Source organism: Terriglobia bacterium (genome assembly GCA_035712365.1).
In the GTDB taxonomy this organism is placed as follows: domain Bacteria; phylum Acidobacteriota; class Terriglobia; order UBA7540; family UBA7540; genus SCRD01.
This window is the reverse complement of the sequence record DASTAW010000038.1, coordinates 32,167-52,686: the sequence shown is the minus strand read 5'-3', so window position 1 is coordinate 52,686 and position 20,520 is coordinate 32,167. Positions and strand designations below refer to the sequence as shown.

At 59.0% G+C, this 20,520-nt stretch carries 11 protein-coding genes; all 11 read right to left on the bottom strand.

Annotation, left to right across the window (positions count from 1 at the left end; all coding sequences use genetic code 11):
- Positions 1-23: 23 nt before the first annotated feature.
- Positions 24-755 carry an ABC transporter ATP-binding protein gene (locus VFQ24_11095; protein HET9178891.1) on the bottom strand — a complete coding sequence of 244 codons (732 nt, stop codon included), beginning with the start codon at positions 753-755 and terminating at the stop codon, positions 24-26.
- Positions 756-1,050: 295 nt separating this feature from the next.
- Positions 1,051-3,576 carry an ABC transporter permease gene (locus VFQ24_11090; protein HET9178890.1) on the bottom strand — a complete coding sequence of 842 codons (2,526 nt, stop codon included), beginning with the start codon at positions 3,574-3,576 and terminating at the stop codon, positions 1,051-1,053.
- A 312-nt stretch (positions 3,577-3,888) separates the two neighbouring features.
- Complete coding sequence (locus VFQ24_11085; GenBank protein ID HET9178889.1) at positions 3,889-6,354, bottom strand: ABC transporter permease; 2,466 nt, start codon at positions 6,352-6,354, stop codon at positions 3,889-3,891.
- A gap of 208 nt (positions 6,355-6,562) precedes the next feature.
- On the bottom strand, positions 6,563-7,861 hold the full coding sequence (locus VFQ24_11080; GenBank protein ID HET9178888.1) for a SpoIIE family protein phosphatase: 1,299 nt from the start codon (positions 7,859-7,861) through the stop codon (positions 6,563-6,565).
- A complete protein-coding gene (locus VFQ24_11075) occupies positions 7,858-9,111 on the bottom strand; it encodes an HlyD family efflux transporter periplasmic adaptor subunit (protein HET9178887.1) in 1,254 nt (417 codons plus the stop codon). The genes VFQ24_11080 and VFQ24_11075 overlap by 4 nt, the downstream gene beginning before the upstream one ends.
- 147 nt (positions 9,112-9,258) lie before the next feature.
- Entirely contained in the window at positions 9,259-11,169 is a 1,911-nt protein-coding gene (locus VFQ24_11070; GenBank protein HET9178886.1) for a TolC family protein, read from the bottom strand.
- A gap of 485 nt (positions 11,170-11,654) precedes the next feature.
- On the bottom strand, positions 11,655-14,270 hold the full coding sequence (locus VFQ24_11065) for an ABC transporter permease (GenBank protein HET9178885.1): 2,616 nt from the start codon (positions 14,268-14,270) through the stop codon (positions 11,655-11,657).
- A 76-nt stretch (positions 14,271-14,346) separates the two neighbouring features.
- Positions 14,347-14,703 carry a PadR family transcriptional regulator gene (locus VFQ24_11060; GenBank protein ID HET9178884.1) on the bottom strand — a complete coding sequence of 119 codons (357 nt, stop codon included), beginning with the start codon at positions 14,701-14,703 and terminating at the stop codon, positions 14,347-14,349.
- A gap of 138 nt (positions 14,704-14,841) precedes the next feature.
- Positions 14,842-16,644, bottom strand: a complete 1,803-nt coding sequence (locus tag VFQ24_11055) for a hypothetical protein (GenBank protein HET9178883.1) — start codon at positions 16,642-16,644, stop codon at positions 14,842-14,844.
- Positions 16,645-16,728: 84 nt separating this feature from the next.
- Positions 16,729-17,493: an ABC transporter ATP-binding protein gene (locus VFQ24_11050; GenBank protein HET9178882.1), complete on the bottom strand. Its 765-nt coding sequence runs from the start codon at positions 17,491-17,493 to the stop codon at positions 16,729-16,731.
- A 313-nt stretch (positions 17,494-17,806) separates the two neighbouring features.
- Complete coding sequence (locus tag VFQ24_11045; GenBank protein HET9178881.1) at positions 17,807-20,470, bottom strand: ABC transporter permease; 2,664 nt, start codon at positions 20,468-20,470, stop codon at positions 17,807-17,809.
- Positions 20,471-20,520 lie beyond the last annotated feature (50 nt).

The window sequence follows — 20,520 nt, the reverse complement described above, 5'->3', positions numbered from 1 at the left end:
TTCGCTCCGCTAATCTGATTAGGTCAGGCCAACAGTGGCCCTTCGTTGAGCGCCAGATCGGCGGCCGTGGCTTCATCAACGATGCGGCCGTCAAACAGATGTATTGTCCGCCCGGCGTGGCGCGCGAATCGCGGATCGTGCGTCACCATCACGATGGTCGATCCGGCCCGATGCAGATCGCTCAGCAGGTCCATCACCGCCTCGCCGTTTTTCGAATCCAGGTTGCCTGTCGGCTCGTCAGCCAGCAGGACCGCCGGATCGCCCACCAGGGCCCTCGCCACCGCAACGCGCTGCTGCTGGCCGCCCGAGAGTTGGGAGGGATAATGCTTCATCCGGTGGGCCATGCCCACGCGCTCGAGCGCCTCCTGCACCCGCTGCTTGCGCTCCGCTGACGGCATGCCGCGATAAGTGAGCGGCAGCTCAACATTTTCAAACACGTTGAGATCGCCGATCAGGTTGAAACTCTGGAAGATGAAGCCCACTTCGCGATTGCGGATGCGCGATCGTTCGCCCAGGCCGAGTTCTTCCACCGGCTTGCCGTTCAGCCAGTATTTGCCATCCGTGGGAGTGTCGAGCAGGCCGATCAGCGACAACAGAGTTGACTTGCCGCAGCCCGACGGGCCCGCAATCGACACATATTCCCCTTTGTGAATATCCAGATGCACGCCGGAAAGCGCGTGCGTTTCCAGCTCCTCCGTCAGGAAAACTTTGTTCACCCCTTCCAGCTTGATCAGACTCATTCCATTTTCTTCCATCATTCCCTCCTGCGCGCCGCCAGGCTCGCGCGTTCAAAGTTGAAAAGTCTCAAAAACAGGGCGACAAAATTACAAATTACGAATTACGAGTTACGAATTCCGGGCGCCGGGCGGAAATTATGAATTGTGAATTCTGAACTATGAAGGATGACAGAGAAGACACCGATGCGCCCACCTTCTTCCGCAGCCAGCCACCCAGTTGCCTTATTTCATACTTCATAATTTATAATTCATAATTCCTTTTCAATCGCTAGCTCGCAAATCACAAATCAGCCATGGCGCGATAAACGCGCCGCTACTCGTATCTCAGCGCCACCAATGGATCGACATTGGCCGCCCGCCGCGCGGGAAGGTACGCCGCGACGAACGCACAAGCGGCAAGGACGACAGCAGCCACCAGCAGAATCCAGACGTCATAGCTCTTCACCCCGTACAACATGGTTGAAACCAGCCGCCCACCCGCCAGCGCCAGCGGGATGCCGACCGCAAGGCCGAGTGCGAGCTGGAGCATCGCGCCGCTTAGCACCAGCCGGAGGACGTTCCCACGGTCCGCCCCAAGGGCCATGCGAAGGCCAATTTCGCTGGTTCGGCGCGCCACCGAATACGAGGTGACTCCATAAAGTCCAACGCAGGCGAGGACCAGCGCCAACAGCCCGAAAAGCTCGGTGAGCCAGACAATCAGGTTTTCCTGATTGAAATTGAGCTCGAGCTGCCGGCTGAGGCTCATCATGTCGAGGATTGTCAGGTTGGGATTGATGTTTGCCAGCGTCCGGCGGATGGCTTTCTCCAGGTTCTCCGGCTGGCCGGCGACGTGCAGCTCGATATCGCCAATGTAGGCAGTCCCAACCCTGAGGAACTCCAGTTTGGGATCGTTTGTCATTTGAAAGAAGGGCATGAAGTACGTCGGGTAGGGTGGCTCGTGCGCGCTCTGATATTTAGCGTCCTCCACGATGCCAACGATTTCCATGTCCCCGGCGTGGCTCGGACCGCCCATCCCAAAGTGCTGCCCGATCGGGTCCTGCTTGGGGAAGAACTTCCTGGCGAAGGCCTGATTGACGACGGCAACCCTGGGCGATGCCGCAGTGTCCTGCTCGCCGATCAAACGGCCGCGAACCAGGCGCGTGCCGATGGTCTCAAAATAGTGCGGGCCAACGCAGTCAAAAGAAGCGCCATCCCGCTCTTCCGGCGGACGCCCCAGGATGTGAAAGCTGAAGCCCCAATTGTCGCCTCGCATCGGACTGTAAATCGAATAGCTGATGGACCTTACGCCGGGAATCTCGGAAAGTTGGTTCTCGAGCTGCTGGTAGAGCCCGTGGAGTTGATCGGGTTTATAGCCGGCAAGAACCGGGTCGACTCTCACGATGAGGCGGCCCTGAGGTTCGAAACCGAAGCTCTGATTTTCAAGGTTGCGCAGGCTCTTGGTGAGCAGGCCCGCGCCAATCAGCAGCACGACGGAGAGCGCCACCTGGATGACCACCAGAGATTTTCGCGGCAGCGACGAGCGGTCGCGAGTGGAGCGGCCGGCGCCGCGTAACGCCTCCGCAGGATCGGAATGCGTCGTGATCCAGGCCGGCGCCGCGCCAAAAACCACCCCTGTGATCAGCGAAAGCAGAAAGGCGAACCCCAGCACGACGAGCGAGGGCGTGGGGTTGATGGGGACATAATGCGCGCCGCGAAAAGCAATCAGCAGCAGAGTGTGCGTGCCGAGGTATGCCACCAACAACCCCGCAACACCGCCCATAACGGCCAGCAGCACGCTTTCAGTAAGGATCTGGCGGACCAGACGCCGCCGCGGAGCGCCTAGCGCCACACGCACTGCGGTCTCAAACCGCTTCGAGGCGCCGCGGGCCAGAAGCAGGTTGGCGATGTTGGCACAGGCAATCAGCAGCACGAGGCCCGCGATGATCATCAGCAGACGAAGTCCGTCGTGTGCCTGGTCCTGCATGCTGGCAACGCCTTCTCCGCCGGGCCCGATAACGATATGTTGCTTGCTGAGTTGAGTGCGCTCGTAGGCTGTGAGGTCCGGTTGTGCGGCAAGCCATCGCTGCAGCTCGGTGGTGACTTCGCTTTGCACCGCCGCCGGCCGGACGCCCGGCTTCATGCGGCCGATAACGTGGAGCCAATGGAGTCCGGGATTTTTCAGGATGGAATTCGGCCCGTTCAGGACCGGCTCCGTGGCCAGCGGCAACCAGAAATCGGGCGGGTCAGAACGCAGCGTGTCTCCAAAGAAGCCGGGCGGCGCAATCCCCACCACGGTGTAGGGAACCATATTGACGACGAATATCGAGCCGACCACCGAAGTGTCGGAGCCAAAGTGCGTCTGCCAGGTGCGGTAGTCCATCACGGCCACGGGCGGCGCGTTCGGCTGGTCGTCAGCGGGCGTAATGGCGCGCCCGGCGTAGGCTCTGAGCCCAAACATCGAGAAATAATTTCCCGAGACAAGTTCGCCCTGGTAGGGTTCGGCCGCGCCGGAGGCGCCGCGGCGCCGCACGCTGAGGTTCGACAATGAGGCCTTGAAAGCGGCCATCTGGCTGAACTCCGGCGTATGATCGCGGAGCTGCGTGTACAGGTCGTTGGAGTAAAGATCCCAGTTATTCTGCATTCCTCCCTGCACACAGCAGTTGTTGCTGGTACCCACACGGTAGAGCTCCCCGGGATTGGCAACCGGCAGGCTCTTGAGCATGATCGCGTCCACCAGCGTGAAGATGGCCGTGTTGGCGCCGATGCCAAGGGCAAGGGTGAGAATGGCAACAGCCGTGTAGCCAGGGTTATTTCCCAGTTGACGCAGGCCGTACTTTAAATCCTGGATTAGCGTGCTCATGCTTCGCCCTTCTGAAATTACGAATTACGAGTTACAAATTACCAATTACCAGCGCCGGGCGGAAATTATGAATTCTGAATTATGAAGGATGAAAGGAAGAAACTGACACGCGCGCAACTTCCGCACCGGTAATTCGTAATTTGTACTTCGTAGTTTTCTTCCCACCGCTAGCCCAAGCAAAGGCCGCAGACTGCAAAAACGGCAGTCTGAGCGACCAACGTCGGCCCTTCATTTCATACTTCATAATTTATAATTCATAATTCTCTTTCAATCGCTAGCTCGCAAATCACCCATGGCGGGATAAACCCTTCGCTACTCGTAGCGAAGGGCCACCATGGGATCGACCTTTGCCGCTCTCCGCGCGGGAATGTAACAGGCGATCATGGTGACCACTGCAATCAGAAAGACCACGCCCAGATAAGTGAGCGGGTCGTAGGACCTGACACCGTAGAGAAAGCCCGCCATTACGCGCGTCGCAGCGAGCGAGCCGATAATTCCAATCAAACCGCCAGCGCCGATCATCACGAACCCCTGGCTGAGCACGACCCGGGAAATGACGCCGGGCTGCGCGCCAAGCGCCATCCGGATGCCAATCTCACGCGTCCGCTGCCGTGTGCTGTAGGAAATCACTCCATAGATGCCGATGACGGCGAGGAGCAAACCCAATAATCCCAGAGCGCCCGCCAGCCAGACTGCCAGATGAAACGTGTAGAATCCGCCAAAGCCGCTGTTAAGCGCCTGCTCCATGGTCTGCGCCTGGGTTACCGGCAAACCCGGCGCCAGCGCGTGAATCTGCTCTTCCACCTCGTCGATCATCGATTCCGGAGCGGCCTCGGTCCTGACCTGCAACGTTTCAATCGAAAGATATTTCTGGCCCAGAGGCACGTAGAAGTAGGGTTCTGCGCTGGCAAGCAGATTTTGATATTTACAGTCGCGCGCAATTCCGATGACTTTTGTCAGAGGTCCCGACTGGCTGGACATGTGAAACTTTCTTCCCAGCGCGTCCTGGTTGGGCCACAACTGGCGCGCCATGGTCTGGCTGATGATGGCGACGTTCGGCGCTTTATCGTCGTCCGTGTCACGAAATTCCCGGCCGCTGAGCAGGGGGATTCCCATGGTCTTGAAGTAGCCGGGAGAAATGTGATTTTCAGAAATCGTCGGCGCCGCCTCTCCCGGCGAAGGCGCGTGGCCTTCCACATAGACGGCGCTGTAGTCCATGAATTGGCTGGTTGGAAACTGGAATGCGAGGCTGGCAGACTGAACGCCGGGCAGAGCGCGCACGCGCGTCAGAAGGTTCTTGTAGAACACCAGCCCCTGTTCCTGGCTGTAACCCGCCTGGTGCGGGTCCATGGTCAGGTTGAGGACGTGAGAGGGGTTGAATCCGAGGTCCATCTGCTGGGCCGCTTGAAGGCTGCGCGTGAAAAGTCCCGCCACCACCAGCAGAATAACCGATCCGCCAACCTGCGCCGCAACCAGCAGGCCCCGGAGGCGATGGCGGCCGGCGGCGATCGTACGCCCGCCTTCGTGCAGCGTATCGCCGGGGTTGGAGCGCGCGGCCTGAAACGCGGGCGCCAGGCCCACCACCATTCCCGCCAGCATTGCGACACCTACAGCATAGGCGAAAACCCTCCAGTCAACTCCAAACTGCAAATGGACAGGCAACGCCAGGGTGAAATGAATCGAGCTTAAAAGAGTTGTGCCCCAGGAGCCCACCAGGATTCCGGCCCCGCACCCGAAAAAAGCCAGTAGAGCGCTTTCCGTAAGCACCTGGCGCAGCAGCCGGCGCGGTGACGCTCCGAGCGCGGCGCGAACCGCCATCTCATGCGCGCGGGTTGTGGCCCGCACCAGCAGAAGGTTCGCCACGTTGAAGGAGGCGAGGAGCAACACCAGGATTGCCAGCCCGAGAAAAAGTCCCACCGCGATTAACTGGTGCTGGTAATCGCCGGGCCGCGCCAGCGGATTGACGGCGGCTTCGCGCTGGGGCAGGACCCAGATGTCCGCCCCCAGATCCGTATCCGGATATTGCCCGGAAAGGCGCGTCGCAACGGCATGCATTGGCCCCCGGGCCTGATCGAGGCTGACACCCGGCCTAAGCCGGCCGAGGACGAAAAATGCGCGGGCGTCGCGGTCCGTCAGCATACCGGTGAAGCCCTCGGTGTCCGTCATATTCGCGGGCAGGTAGGCCTGCACATCCACTTCGCTGAGCAGTCCCTGGAAGCCCTTCTGCGCGACTCCTACAACCGTGACTGGATGTCCATCCACTCGAACCTGCCTGCCGACAATCGAAGGATCGCCCCCGAACCGGCGCATCCAATAGGAATACCCCAGCACGATGACCGGATCGGAGCCTGGGACTCGGCCTTCCGAGGGCAGGATCAGACGTCCGATCGCCGGCCTTATTCCCAGCGCGTTGAAATAGTCGCCGGTTACGTAGTTGGCTAAAACCTGCTCCGCGCGCCCGCCGTCACTGAGTCCGTCAAACCCCCAGCGGTAGGCAAAGAGATCAGCCCACTGCCCCGTCTGCAATTGAACATCGTGGAAATCGGGGTAGGAGAAAAGGGTTAGACCTACGTCCTTCTTGTGAGTGAATCCGAGAGACACCAGGTGGCCGGGGTCCTGCACCGGAAGGCCGCGAAGAAACAGCGCGTTAACGGCGCTGAAAATTGCAGTGTTGGCGCCGATGCCGAGAGCCAGCGTCAGCACAGCAATGGCGGTAAAGCCGGGATTCCGCGCAAGCTGGCGCAGGCCATACTTCAAATCTTGAAGTAGTGTTCTCATGCTTCGCCTCGACACAATTACGAATTACCAATTACCGACGCCGGGCGGAAATTATGAATTGTGAATTCTGAATTATGAAGTGATGATATCGAAGACACCGATGCGCGCACCTTCTTCCGCAGCCAACCCAAGCTGCGACTGTTTCATACTTCATAATTTATAATTCATAATTCATTCCCAATCGCGCAATCGCAAACCACTCAGCCATTCAAGATCTCATCGCTGCCATGACGACAATCGTGGCGTCGTCCCGCAAACACCCGCCGCTGAACTCGTCAACCGCATCAAAAATGCGGTCCCGAATTTCTCCGGCGCTCCGGCCTATAGTCTCCTTCAAAATTGCGATGATGCGGTCTTCCCCAAACTCTTCGCCTGCATGGTTGTCTGCTTCTGAGATGCCGTCCGTAAACAGCACCAGTCGATCTCCTGGCTCGATCGAGACCTCACTTTCCTGATATTCCAATCCATTGAAGACCCCCAGCACAGGCCCCGATGAATCCAGTCGAATGGCCTGGCCGGTTGCTCGAAGCAGGACCGGCGCATTATGTCCGGCGTTGGTGTAACAGAGACGGCGACCGGCAATATCGAGCAGACAGTAAAATAGCGTCACAAACCTTCCGGGTGAAAGGTTGCGGCATACCGCCGAATTGACACGCCTGGCAAACGGGCCTGGCCGCGGTCCCTCGACAGCGGCCGACTGAACGGTTGCCTGGAGATTGGCCATCAGCAATGCGGCAGGGATGCCTTTCCCGCAAACGTCGGCAATGCAGAGCCCCATGGCGCCGTCGCCACGATAAAACACGTCGTAGTAATCTCCACCCAGGCTGCGCGCCGGCCTGGTGGCGGCAGAAAATTCGTAATCATCGAGAAGAGGAAATTCCTTTGGCATCAGATTCCGCTGAACTTCGCACGCCTCAGTCACTTCGCTTCGCAGGACCTCCTCAGATTCCAGCAGAAGCCGGCGCGTCAGTCGGCGGGATTGGCCCTGCGCGATCTGAGAGCGAATGATGGAAAGCATATGGCAGTTATCCCACGGCTTGAGGACAAAATCGCCCACTCCGCGGCGCATCGCTTCAATGGCCAGTTCCATGCTTCCCCAGGCGGTCATGGCGACCATGGGAAGCGTGTCATCAAGAGTCCGAATCTTTGTGATCAGATCCAGGCCCTCCAGCCCGGATGTGGTATCGGCCCCATAATTGAGGTCCATCACCAGGAGGTCGAACCTTCGGGAACTGAGGGCCTGCAGAACGGCTTTGGGCGAGCGTGCCGTTTCGATCTCAACACCATCGAGCTCAAGGAGAAGCTGCAAAGCTTCCAAAACCCCTTGCTCATCGTCCGCCAGCAGGACGCGAGGCGACCTGAAGGTTCGAACCGGCGGGCTATCCACGACCTGCACGCTTGCCATTGGTCCCTCGCCGCTAAGGATTTGCATGTTCTCGATGGCCATCCACCCAAGGTCAAAGGCTTGCACGCCGGCATCCGGCAGAATTTCCGCCCCTTCTCTCACTGCAACCGCACGCGATCGAAGCCGTCCCAGCGCGACATGTCGGACAGGATGACTTTGTCACCGATGTTCAGCCCCTGGAGAATCTGGACTTCGTTCACCGAAGCCTCGCCCAGCTTCACCTGGACTCGCTCAGCTTCATTGGTGCCTGGAATCTCCTTGAACAGCCCCACCGTGCTGTTGGCCTGGCCAAACGCCGGCCGGCCCACGTAAAGCACGTTGGTGAGGTGGGAGATCTCGATGGTGCCGTCCACGCTCAGGTCCGGACGCGCGCCGTCAGGCAGCTTGCCCTCAAGCGCCACATCCACGGTAACGGTGCCGTTCACGACCGCCGGATCAATCCGCACCACTCGGCCGGGGATGATGCCATTGTGCGTGTCGATGGAAGCCTTCTGGTTGAGCTGGATGTCCTTGGCCTGTGTTTCGGCGATCTGGAGCTGGGCCTTCAACTGGGTGGGGTCAACCACTTTGGCCAGCGTCGTGCCCGCCGCCACCTGCTGGCCCACTTCCACCGGAATGTCCGTCAGGATGCCGGAATAGCCTGCGCGGACCATCAGGTCGTCCAACTGCCTTTTCTTCAGCAGATACAAAGCGCGGTCCTGCTCCACTTTGGCCTTTTGCGCGGCAAGCTGGCTGTCGAGTGAGGCCGCCAGGGTGTTCACGCGCTTCTTCTCAATCGCCACCTGTGATGCCAGGCCGGTCGCCTTGGCCTTGGAAAGTTGGGCGGTGAGATCGCTGACGATGCCCTTTGACGCCAGGTTGGCATCAACCTCGGCCTGCGCCTGGGCCTGCTGGTGGTCAGACTCGAGGCTCGTGAGGGTGGATTGCTCGCTTAGAAGCTGATTGTTCAGCGTCGCTTTCAAGCTCTCGAGGTTGGCCTGGTCCGCCTTCATCGTCCATTCCGCCGTCTGCGCTTCCTGCTGGAGCTGCGGATTTGAAAGCTGAAGCAGGGCCGTATCCGGCGTGACCTTAACACCGGGAAGCAGGAAGCGCCGCTCGACGCGGCCTTCGGTGACTGCCGGAATCCATTGAATCTGGACCGGAACCAGCGTTCCTAACCCGCGCACCTGTACGTCCATGTCGCCACGCTTCACTGTATCGGGCCAGAGCGTGGAACCGTCCACAGACGGCGGGGCTGGCTTCAGTTTTGAGAGTCCCAAGGTGGCCAGAGCAATCAGCAATACGCCACCCCCCGCCATGATCGCCAGGCGAATCCGCCGCTTTCTTGCCGCGCCCACTCTTTGAATGTCCATGCCGCCTACCTCCACCCGCCTTCGAGAGTGAGCTTGAACCGGCTGCCGGGATGGAGTGCAGTTGCAAAGCTTCTACTTTTCATTACGGTCCAGCCTCATCCTTTGTTCCCAACAATGGAGTCCCCGGCCCCCTGCCACGAATGCTTTTCACTGCTGTGGCCTGTCGCTATCACCCGGGATACTCTTAGACCGAGGCACAGTGCCTTGCACAGCGTTTGAGATCTCGATGTTGTGACGGGTAAGAAGGGTGCCGGTGGCCTGCTCAAAGTCGACCAGCGCCCTGGCATACCCGGCCCGGGCCTGCACCACATCGTTTTCGGCTGTGCCAAGCTGGGTCTGCGCGGTGATCACCTCGCGCACGGTGGCCCGTCCTGCTGTGAACTTGGTGTGTGTCATGTCATACGTCTGCCGGGCAAGATCAGCCACCTTGACGGAAGCCTCCAGCTTGCCATGCGCCTGATGTACAAGGGCCACCGCCTTGCTGACGTCCCAAACCATCTGGTTTCTGGCCTGTTGCAACTTCATCTCCAGTTGGCGCTGCTCGAGCAGGGCCCGGGCGGCGTCTGCTTGCGCCTGCCGGTTGCGGATGGGAATTTCCAGACTCATTCCATAGCCGTAGCCAGGATAGTTGTTGCGAAATACCTGGCCCAGCGCCGTTCCGAACGCGCCTTCCTGGCCCTGGGGTGAATAGGCCGCAAACGCCGTCAGGGTGGGCAGCAGGGCGTTGCGCGTGGCGTGGATCGTGATCTCCTGATTTCTCAGATTCACCATCGCCTGCTCGATTTCCGGCCTGTTGGTTCCACCCTCTTTCAGCGCTTCGGTGAGCGACGGGATATCATTCGGACTCGGGTTCGGCAGCCGGTCCGTCGGGTTGATGGCGACAGCAGCGATTTGACCGTTGAAGCTCCTGGAGATCAGGGACTTCATCGTCTGGGAATCCTGCTCAAAAGTGTTCTCGGCCGTCAGCAGGTCCTGTTGCCGGTTGGCAAGGTCGAGCTCGGCCTGGGCCACGTCAAGCTGGGCCGCTGCGCCAATCTTCTTCTCTTCCTGATTATCTTCGAGAAGCTTTTGCGCGTATCCGAGGGCTTCTGTGGCGACATGGATGCTTTCCTGGTCAGCCAGCAGCGAGTAGTACGTGGAAATCACCTTGGAAACATTCTCGGTAACCCTCTGCCGAAAGACGCTCCGCGAGAACTGCTGATCGTTCTCGGCGATGCGGATGAACCGGGCGTTGGCCCGCCGTCCGAATCCGTTGAGCAGGTTCTGGGTGATTCCGATGGTTGCGTTCGAGGTGAGGTCCGGGTTGAACAGTTGCGCAGGTGAATTACTCGTCTGGCGTGCGCCAAACACGTTAATGATAAGACTGGTCCCGGTCAAAAAACCCTGGCTATAAGTGGTTGAAGCAAAGTTAGTGTGCGCGCTCTGGACCGGCACACCGGCAAGGCCAAGGTAATTCAACGGCGTCACGGTGAATCCCCATCCGTATTGGACCCGTACCTGCGGGTCGCAGCAACTGGCGCTGCCGACACTCGGGATGCCTCCGCCCAGCGCTCCGCCGGCATTGCTGCCGCCTCCGCCGCCTCCGCCGCTTACGCCGGTACCCAAGGCGCCCCCGAAGAGGGCCTGGGAAATGTTTGCGCCGGCAACACCCCGCGTCGCCCCGCCAGCCTTGGCCCGCAGCAGGTCAGTCTGTGCAATGGGCAGATCATACCGCGCCACGCCGATATCGAGGTTGTTTTCGATGGCCAGCGCAACGGCGTCCGCAAGAGAGAGATTTAATTTGTCACCGCTGATCAGTTGGTTTAGAAGCTCCGAATTGGCGAGCCTTGTCTTGGGAACATAAGGGGCTGTATAGGACGAGAGGAAATTCGGGAAGGCTGGGCGGCGCGTATAATCGTAGACTGTGGCTTCGGACGGCTGCGAAGGTTGTTCCGCAGGTTTCTGCGCTCCCCATTGGTTACTCGAGAAGAGCACAATCATTACGCAAACCAGCCAAAACGCTTTCACCAGCCTCTTCCCTTCCATTTTGAGCTTTGGCTCTTTAAGGTTTCTGGACAATTTGGAAACTCTCCCCTTGGGTAGAGACTTCCGGGTTTCACATCGCTACAGGTCCTTGCAAAAATGTTCCCACCAGCACGATGCTTTGCTCTCTATGCTCGCATGGTGTGATGAGATAAATGCCGTCTCATCAACCGGAGCAACGTGTCACAAGCTCGATTGCACATTTCGTTCCAGATTGTCTTTTGGATGGAAATTATTGAAACGAAGTTTCTTACGCAAGGTTAACAGAACTGAGGCAGCCGAGGAAGTGTCCGGTCATGGGATTAAGGTGCTCGGAAACGGACAGCGCCGCCGTTTAGGGTCCGGCTGCTACACTGAAGTGTTTCTCCGTCTGTTTGTTGCTTGTTGAGTCTTTGATAAGACTTTCGCGCCAGCGAATGCCGCGTGGCGTCCTGACCGTTTCAAATTTCAGCCATCGGCCTGTCGATGTCAGGCGTAAGCCTTTCAATCACAAATCGCCAATCACTCAATCACCAATGCCGCTATTCGTATCGTAAGGCCACCATGGGATCGAACTTGGCGGCGCGGCGGGCGGGGATGTAGCAGGCCAGCAGAGCCACGGCGATCAGAATCAGCGAAACTGCGGCAAACGTCAGCGGGTCGGTAGGCTTGACGCCGTAAAGCAGGCTCGCGAGGAATCGCGTCAGCGCCAGCGCTCCGGCGATGCCGATGGCCACGCCGATCAGCGACAGCTTGAGCCCCTGCCCGACGACCATCCCTAACACGTCGCGCTTCTCCGCGCCCAGCGCCATGCGGATACCAATCTCGTGGGTCCGCTGGCGAACCGAGTAAGAAAGAACCGCGAACACGCCAATCGCAGACAGCAGCAGGGCCATGGCGCCGAAGAATGCCATGACGACGGCGAAGAATCTCGGTTGCGCAATGCTCTCGTACACCACCTGCTCGAGCGGCGCCATCTGCTGAATGGGCTGCTCCGGTTCAACTTGATGAATAACCCGCCGGACGCTTCCTGCCAGCGCCAGGGGATTGCCCGCGGTGCGGATAAACAGGTCGAACTTGATCCTTGACATCAGGTCCATCGGAATGTAAATGGCGGGCTTTGGCCGGCTGTTGAGGCCTTCATTGTGTACGTCGCCCACGACACCGAGCACTTCCAGCCTGTTGTTCCGAGAGAGATACAGGTACTTCCCGACGGGGTCTTCACCCGGCCAATACTTTTGCGCCAGGCTCCGGCTGATCAGCAGTCCATACCGATGCTCCTTGAAATCGCGCTCGTTGAACACCCGCCCAGCCACGATGGGAATGCCGAGAGCCTTAAAGTAGCCAGGCGTAACAATATAGATCCCGCCCTCTGGCGCCACCTGGATGTCCCCTCGTCCGCTGTTCCGGATCGTAAACTGGTAGGGCTCGCCTCCTCCGGCGAGCGGCATCGTCTTGCCGGCCCCGGCAGCCTGTACTCCGGGGATTGCCGCCACTCGCCGAACAAGCTCATCGCGGTAGGAATTCATGAGGTTCTCGTTGTGATATTTGTAGTACGGTATCACCATCTGCACGGTCAGCACGCGGCGTGCTTCAAATCCGGGGTCGGTGGTTACCAGCTTCCACAAGCTCTTCAGCACGAGTCCGGACGCTGCCAGCAGCAGGCAGGCGAGTGAAACCTCGGCAACCACCAGGGTGTCCCGCCCCCGCTGCCGCGCAGGTTCTGCCGAGGCCCTGGCCCCGGATGCCTTGAGCGATTCGGCCACGTCGGTGCTTGCCAGTCTGAGTGCCGGAACGCTGCCGATCGCCAGGCCCGTCAGCAGCGTTAGCGCAGAACCGAAAAGCACCACCATCCAATCCAGGTGGACATCCATTGCCCGAGGGATGGCATTTCCAGCCAGTGCCAGGAACCCGGCGGAAATCGAGGGGCTGATCGCAAACGCCGCCGCGCCGCCAAAGATCGCCAGCAACACGCTTTCAATGACCGAATGGCGAAACAGCCGTGATCGTCCCGCACCCATCGCGCTGCGGATTGCAAACTCGCGCCGGCGAACGGCTCCTCGGGCCAGCGCCATGTTGGCAAGATTGGCGCACGCCGTCAGCAGCACCAGCCCCACTGCCGCAAGCAGAACCAGCAGTATGGGCATGGCCTGCCCCACGATGGCCGTACGCAGATTTTCCACCACGCCTTTGTCCCACCCCTCGTTTGTGGTTGGGTACTGCCGCGCCAGCCGCGCGACAATCACAGTGGCTTCATTTGCAGCCTGCACCGGCGACACTCCCGGCTTCAGCCGCGCCAGGACATTGATCCAGCGCACGCCGCGCCGGTGCGGAATCATGTCATCGGTCACCTGGGAAATCGGCACCCAGAAACCAACGTCAGGCGAAGGAAAGCGGAAATCCGGCCCCATCACACCGACCACCACAAGTTCGCCGCCTCCTATCCGGATGGGCTTGCCAATGATGTGGCGATCGCCGCCGAAGCGCTCCCGCCACAGGGAATTGCTGAGAATCACCACCTTGTCTTTGCCGTGGATGTTTTCCTCGGAAGTGAAGCCCCGCCCCAACGCGGGCGCAACGCCCAGTGTGGGGAGAAAATTGGAATCGATATTGGCCGTCTCGATCACCGTCGGCTCGCCCTGGCTGAGAAGCGTGTACAAGCTCATGCCGGGCTCATACCAGTAGCCCGAGACGCTTTCGAATGACTTCGCCTGCGAGCGGAAGTCGTCGAGATCCTGCGGCGAAAAGGACTCCTCAGCGGTCCCGTGCGATGGGTTTGAAATGTAGACTTCGACCAGGTTCGAAGGGTCATGGTACGGCAGCGGACGCAGCAATACTCCCCGAACTATCGTGAAAATCGCCAGATTCGCTCCGATACCAAGGGCCAGGGTCAGAACCGCAACAATTGTGAAGTCGGGGTTGCGGCGAAGCCGACGCAGACCATAGGGGACGTCCTGGTAAAGCTCGTCCCACCATTGCCAGCGGGTTGATTCATAAAAGCGCTCTTTCGCGCGAGTGAGGTTGCCAAAGGCTCGGCGGGCGGCTGCCTGGGCCTCTTCCTCGCTCAGACCCTGTTCCTTCAGCCGGTCAGCCTCGAGAGCGATGTGGGCTTCCATCTCGGAGTTGAAATCGCTCTGTTTTCGCTTGCGTTTGAGCATGGTCCTTTACAAACCCCTCACCCGATCCCTCCCTGCGGGACAGCCCTCTCCCCTCGGCGAGGGCTGTAAGGAACGCTCACCCCTCGCCAGCTTCGGATTCAAGGATGCGTCCAATGGCCGCCGTCAGGCGTTTCCACTTCGCCGTCTCCCTGACGAGCTGCTTGCGGCCGCTCCTCGTCAGTTTGTAGAAACGAGCCCTGCGGTTGTTGCTGGAGACACCCCATGCGGCGGAAATCCAGCCCCGCGATTCCAGGCGCTGCAGCGCGGGATAGAGCGCGCCGTGCTCCACCAGCAGTTCATCCTCGGAGGTCTGCTGGATGGCGCGGGCGATGCCCTGCCCGTGCTCAGGACCGAAGATCAGCGTGCGCAGGATCAGCAGGTCGAGCGTCCCTTGTAGGAGTTCAAGCCGTTCTTTTTCGTCTTGGGTTAACATATGACCCAAGTATCCAGAATTTCGGGTAAGATGTCAACCCCCAAAAGGCGTCCGTTCAGAGGACTGCCGCGCGGGCCTGTCTGGCATCCCTGGGGGTGCCTGTCCAAAAAGCCGAATGCAGCGGGCGGCGCCGGACCGTCAGGCGTTGAGATCCAATGTCAGCACGGTTGAAACCGGAGGGTCTTCGTACTCAACCCCTAATCCGTCGGCAAAAGTACTTTTCCGATAGGTTACGATGCGGCCCAGAAGGACGAGTTCCATTCCAAACACCACAATCCAGGCCAGCGGCTGGTGAAGAATCCACTTTTCGAGGGAAGCCATCAGGTAAGCGTAAAACGCGAATACCAGCCAATAAATCGCCCCCATCAGTGGCAGGTTCGCCTTTCCGGGCAGGTGAGAACACGTGAAAGGAATTTTTCTGAAGGTGCACAACAACAATTCCATCAGAATTAACGACAACAAGGCGCCGAAAACAACGGTCAACAGGGAAGTCATAAGGTCCCACAAAAGGGCATAGACAATCAGGGTTGACATAAATATGGGAACGATGGCAAGCGCAATCATGGCCTTCCTCGCACCGGCCAGGCATTTTGTGCCGCTGTTCTCCTCTGTGATCTGAAAGATCCAATTGGCACGAAGCTCCGCAGGAAATCCGAAGGCTGCCCGCATTCCTACCAGTGTGAAAAAGGAGATAATCAGCGGGATTGAGAGCAGGGCTTCATTGGGCCGGCTGATGGTCGCCCAAAGACCTCCGCGCGCTGAATGGACCATTAATTCGAGAACACCCATCAGCGCGAGCGCCAGTCCTATGGCGACATAGGCAACAAAGTAGAGCCGATGTTTGCTGTTTCGCCCCAGCGTTATCAGTACAAAATAGAAGGCGCCTCGCTCCGGCCCCTCTTCGAGCCACAGGCGGTCCACCAGCCGACTCGCCAGGCTGCGCAATCCGAAACGCGACGGTCTTCTATCTTCAGCCGATTCAAACGACATCCGGGAATATCGTCGGTAACAGACCAGATAAGCGGCGGCTGCCACCACAGCCGAAAGCGCCAAACCTAAGACTGCAACCCGGGCCAGCAGGTTGAAAAACGCATCGTGATAGCCCAGCAGAGCTCGGTAAAGGCCAAGGAACCACATCGGAGGGAGCGCTAGAAGAAATCGTCTATCGGACCTTCCCCAGGTCAGTAGAAGGTTTGGGACCAGCGGCGAAAGAAAGAAGAGACACACGAGGGCGATGGCGGCAAGCCCCTGTACGTAAACTGAAATCTTCCTGGACAGAGAGCCGCTAAGCAGGTTGATCAACACGCCCTGCAGGGCCACGAAGAAAAGAAACATGAAAACACAGCCTGAAAAGACTGCGATGCCATGGACCGCCATCATCCAGACAAAACTCTTGAAAGAAACGTCCAGAGGGAACGCCCATGATGAAATGAGCGGATAGAACAGAATCGGGAGGCCGCCTGCCGCGACGACAAAGAGCCCTACAAAGAGGAGCAGCGCGACAATCTTGGCGCAGAAAATGTTTCGCAGCTTCAGCGGAAGCGGCATCAGAATGGCGTAATCCCAACGGTCGGGAAACAGCCTGTCCCATTCCAGCACAGCAACCATGCCGATTACGGACATGGAGGTAAAGACGTACAGGCACTGGTCTGAAAGGCTGAGCGCATCGTAACGGGCCTGGGTGAAATGCCAGTAGATGTAACTGTAGCTAGGCAGCGAAAAAACGGCGTATAAGGCGCCTGGAATAGCCAAGAGCGCCAGAATATGGGCCACTCCCAGGTGCGCTTCCGCATCCTTCGAAATAAATTCGATGTCAAAAAATCGATTGAAAAAGTGGCGTGTAAGGTCAACAAGATGGGTCTCGTCATCGCGGAGAATTCGGCGAATTTTGGGCAATATGGTCATGGGATGGGCAATATACCCGTCAGCGTGAGGCAGCAAACAGACAGGTCCGGCAAAGCCCTGTCGTTTGGCTCTGGGCATCTGCAGGCCGGGCCAATCGGCTTCCTCGTCATCCCGGCGCCACTACATCTTGATGGCCTCAACGATCTCGTTCGCCAGATGTTCCGTATCCTGCTGCAGGACCAACTGGCTGAAAATATCTTCCAGCGAGGGCGAGCGCATCAGGTCACGCAATCGCTCGACACTTTCGTTGGCCACCACGCGGCCCTTGTAGAGGATGATCACCTTCGAACACATCTTCTCCACCACTTCCAGCACGTGCGAGCTGTACAGAATGATTTTGCCCTCACGCGCCAGCGACTGCACAACGCTCCTGAGCGTCAGCACAGAGGTGACGTCAAGCCCGGAAAGCGGCTCATCTAAGATCAGGATGTCCGGGTTGTGCAAAAGCGCCGCGGAGATCAGAACCTTCTGCTTCATCCCTTTCGAGTAGGAGGAAATCGGCGAGTAGCGGTGCCCGTAGAGTCCAAATAGATCAAGAAGGCGTTCCGCCTTGGCCTCAAGGACAGCCTGGGGAATGGACCGCAGCCGCCCTACAAGCTGGAGGTATTCAAGCCCGGTCATGTAGGGATAAAGCAACGGCTCTTCAGGCACGTACCCCATATGCTTTCGATATTCAACCATGTCCTCACGGATGTCCCGTCCCCGGTAGCAAATGTGCCCTTGCGAGGGTTCCAGCAGGCCGATCAGCATCTTGACCGTGGTGGTTTTTCCGGAACCGTTTGGCCCAAGGTACCCGTAAATTTCACCCGGCTCGATGCTGAGGACAAGGTCCTCAACCGCTGGCACGCGGTTGTAACGCTTGGTCAGGTTACGCAGTTCAAGCATCCGAGTCCCCGCTTTCCGGCAGGTTTAACGATTTGCTTGCTGCCTGTTCACTATAGACACCGCAACGGAGCAAAAAGGTCCGGGTTTGTTGCTGTCTAAGGTGCCATGCAATCCGCTTGGGTTCTGAGTTGCAGGTTTTTAGCTGTCAACAGACAAATTATGAATTCTGAATTATGAAGGATGAAAGGCAAGACGCCGATGCGCTCACCTTCTTCCACAGCGAGCACCCATTGCCTTGTTTCATACTTCATAATTTATAATTCATAATTCTCCGTGAATCGCTCAATCACCAAATTATTCAATCGCAAATGTTTCATTCGTATCTCAGCGCCACCATCGGATCAACCTGGGCGGCGCGGCGGGCCGGGACGAAGCACGCCGCAAGCGCCACACCGATCAGGATGAGCGAGACAGCAGCAAACGTCAGCGGGTCCGTAGGCTTCACGCCGTAAAGCAGGCTTGATAGGTAGCGTGTGAGCGCAAACGCCCCGGCAACGCCGATGGTAACCCCAATCAGCGCCAGCTTCAGACCCTGGCCAATAACCATCGTTAGCACGTCGCGTTTCTCGGCTCCCAGCGCCATGCGAATTCCGATTTCGTGCGTGCGCCGCGCCACCGAATACGAAACCAGACCGAATAGCCCGATTCCCGCGAGAAGCAGTCCAAGCATGGCAAATAAGCCGGTGAGCACAGCATCGAAGCGTGGCTGGTCTCGCAGCCGATCGACTCGCGCATCCAGGGTGGAGATTTTTGCAGGCAATGTTGAGTCCAGGGAAGCCATTGCACCACGCACCATGCTCGCCACGCCGCTGGCTCCGAGAGGGCTTTCCACCAGAAAGAACGCGTGGCGCTGGAGGTCGGGGAAACCGCGCAGGCCGAGGTCAGGCGCGTTCTTGCGCACAAGATAGTATTCCGGGTCGGCCTCCTGCATAAGGCCGGCATTCTTGACGTTCCCGGCGATCCCGATCACGTCATGCCACGGCCCATGCGGGGGAGCAAACTGCACACGCCGGCCGACGGGATCCCCCGCTGGAAAGAGGCGATCTGCCAGTTTTTTGCTCAAAATGATGACATTCACTTGCGAACCGCGGTCGCTTTCGGCGAAGCTGCGGCCTGCAATGATGGGAATATCGAGCATTTTGAAGTAACCGGGAGTGACGGCCCGCCACGCCACCATTCCTCCTGTTCCCTTTTCAAACGGCGGATGGCCCTCGGGGTGAATCACGAAAAACGGCATGCTGTGTTCGGCGCCGGTTGGCGGCAGCGAGTCACTCACGGCCACGCCTGCGACGCCGGGCAAAGCACCGAGCCGCGATTCCAGGCGATCAAAAAATTGGGCCGCTTCGCCGGGCCGGACGAAGGACTGTTTGCCGAGAGTGACGTCTGCTGTTACCACGTGGCCGGTATTCATCCCCAGCGGAATATTCTCAATGTTCGTGAGAGTGCGCAGCAGCAGGCCGGCGCCAGCAAGAAGCACCACCGACACCGCAACCTGCGCAGCCACCAGCGTCGATCGAAGTCTTCGTCGAAGCGAAGCGGCTGTGCGGCTGCCGAGAAGCAGATGGGCCGGTGGAACGGCCAGAGAAGATCCCACCCCGCAGAGCACTCCACAAACCAGCGACATTCCCGTGATGAGAAGGATTCCGGGCAGCGCCAGATGCACCTGCTCGATGCGCGGAATCCCTGCCGGCGCCAGCGCAACCGAAACCCGCAGCAGGAGGAATCCCAGCCCGAGGCCCGCAATGCCGCCTCCCAAACCAAGCAGGGTGCTTTCTATGAGTCCCAGTTGCGCCACGCGCCATCGGCCTGCACCGAGCGCCGACCTCACGGCAAGCTCCCGCTGCCGAACTTCCGCGCGCGCCAGCAGAAGGTTGGTCACATTCGCCGTTGCCAACAGAAGCAAGGCGAGCGTGGCCCCGAAAAGGACCCACAAAGCGCTGCGAACGGAGCCGATCTGGTCCTCACGTACCGGGATGATTCCCAGGCGGATCTCTTTGCGGAACATCGGAGGTGCGGACTGGATGAACTGGTCAAGGAACGGCTGAAGCTGCGCTCGGGCCTGCGAAATGCTGACTCCGGGTTTCAGCCGCGCGTAGGCTCGCAGTGCGACTCCCGGGCTTTGGCCCGTTGCAGCCGGCGGCAGCCTTTGCGGCCGAACGATGTCTACGCGGGCCAGCGTGGGCCATTCGAAATCGCGCGGAAGGATACCGATCACTCTTGTCGGCTCCCCGTCGATGGAAAGCAATTGCCCAGGGGCCGCCGCATCGCCTCCAAAGCGGCTGCGCCACATTCCATAGGAAATCAAACAGACAGGCGGAGCGCCCGGCAGGTCCTCCTGGAAAGTGAAATTCCGCCCGAGAATGGGACGCACGCCAAACGTGGGCAGAAAAGTCGATTCGACTTGAGCGCAATCCATCTGCTGCGGTTGCGGAGATGAAATCTCGCACCCTTGCACGCCGGGCCCCCAGGAGGCCATCGATTCGAAGGGCGTCGGTCCATGACGTAAACCAATGTAGGTAAACCCAAAAATAAACGGGCGGGAATCGAGCGCCGGAACAACCACGCCGAAGATCACCAGACGCTGGGCGTGAGGATAGGGCAACGGACGGAGCAGGTCGCGGTACAGCACGCTAAAAATGGCCGCGTTGGCCCCAATTCCCAGGGCCAGCGTCAGGACAGCGACAACGGTGAACCCTGGATTCCGGCGAAGCTGGCGGAGGGCATACCGTAAATCCTGCAGCAGAATTTCAAGCCACTTCAGGCCCCAGCCATCACGGCTCTTTTCACGAAGGAGGAGAGGGTTTCCGAATTCTCGCCGGGCAGTGTTGCGAGCCTCTTCGGGCGGCACTCCCGCTGCAGCAAGATCATTCGCCTTCATCCGCAAGTGCTCGCGCATTTCCTCGTCAAGGTCGCGCTGGAGCCGTTCGCGCCGAAAGAAAAACACCGGTCGTCGCCATCCCTCATCCAGCCACTGCATGAAGCTCTCCCTCTATGCCGTCTGAATAATGAAGGATGAAACGGAGGGGC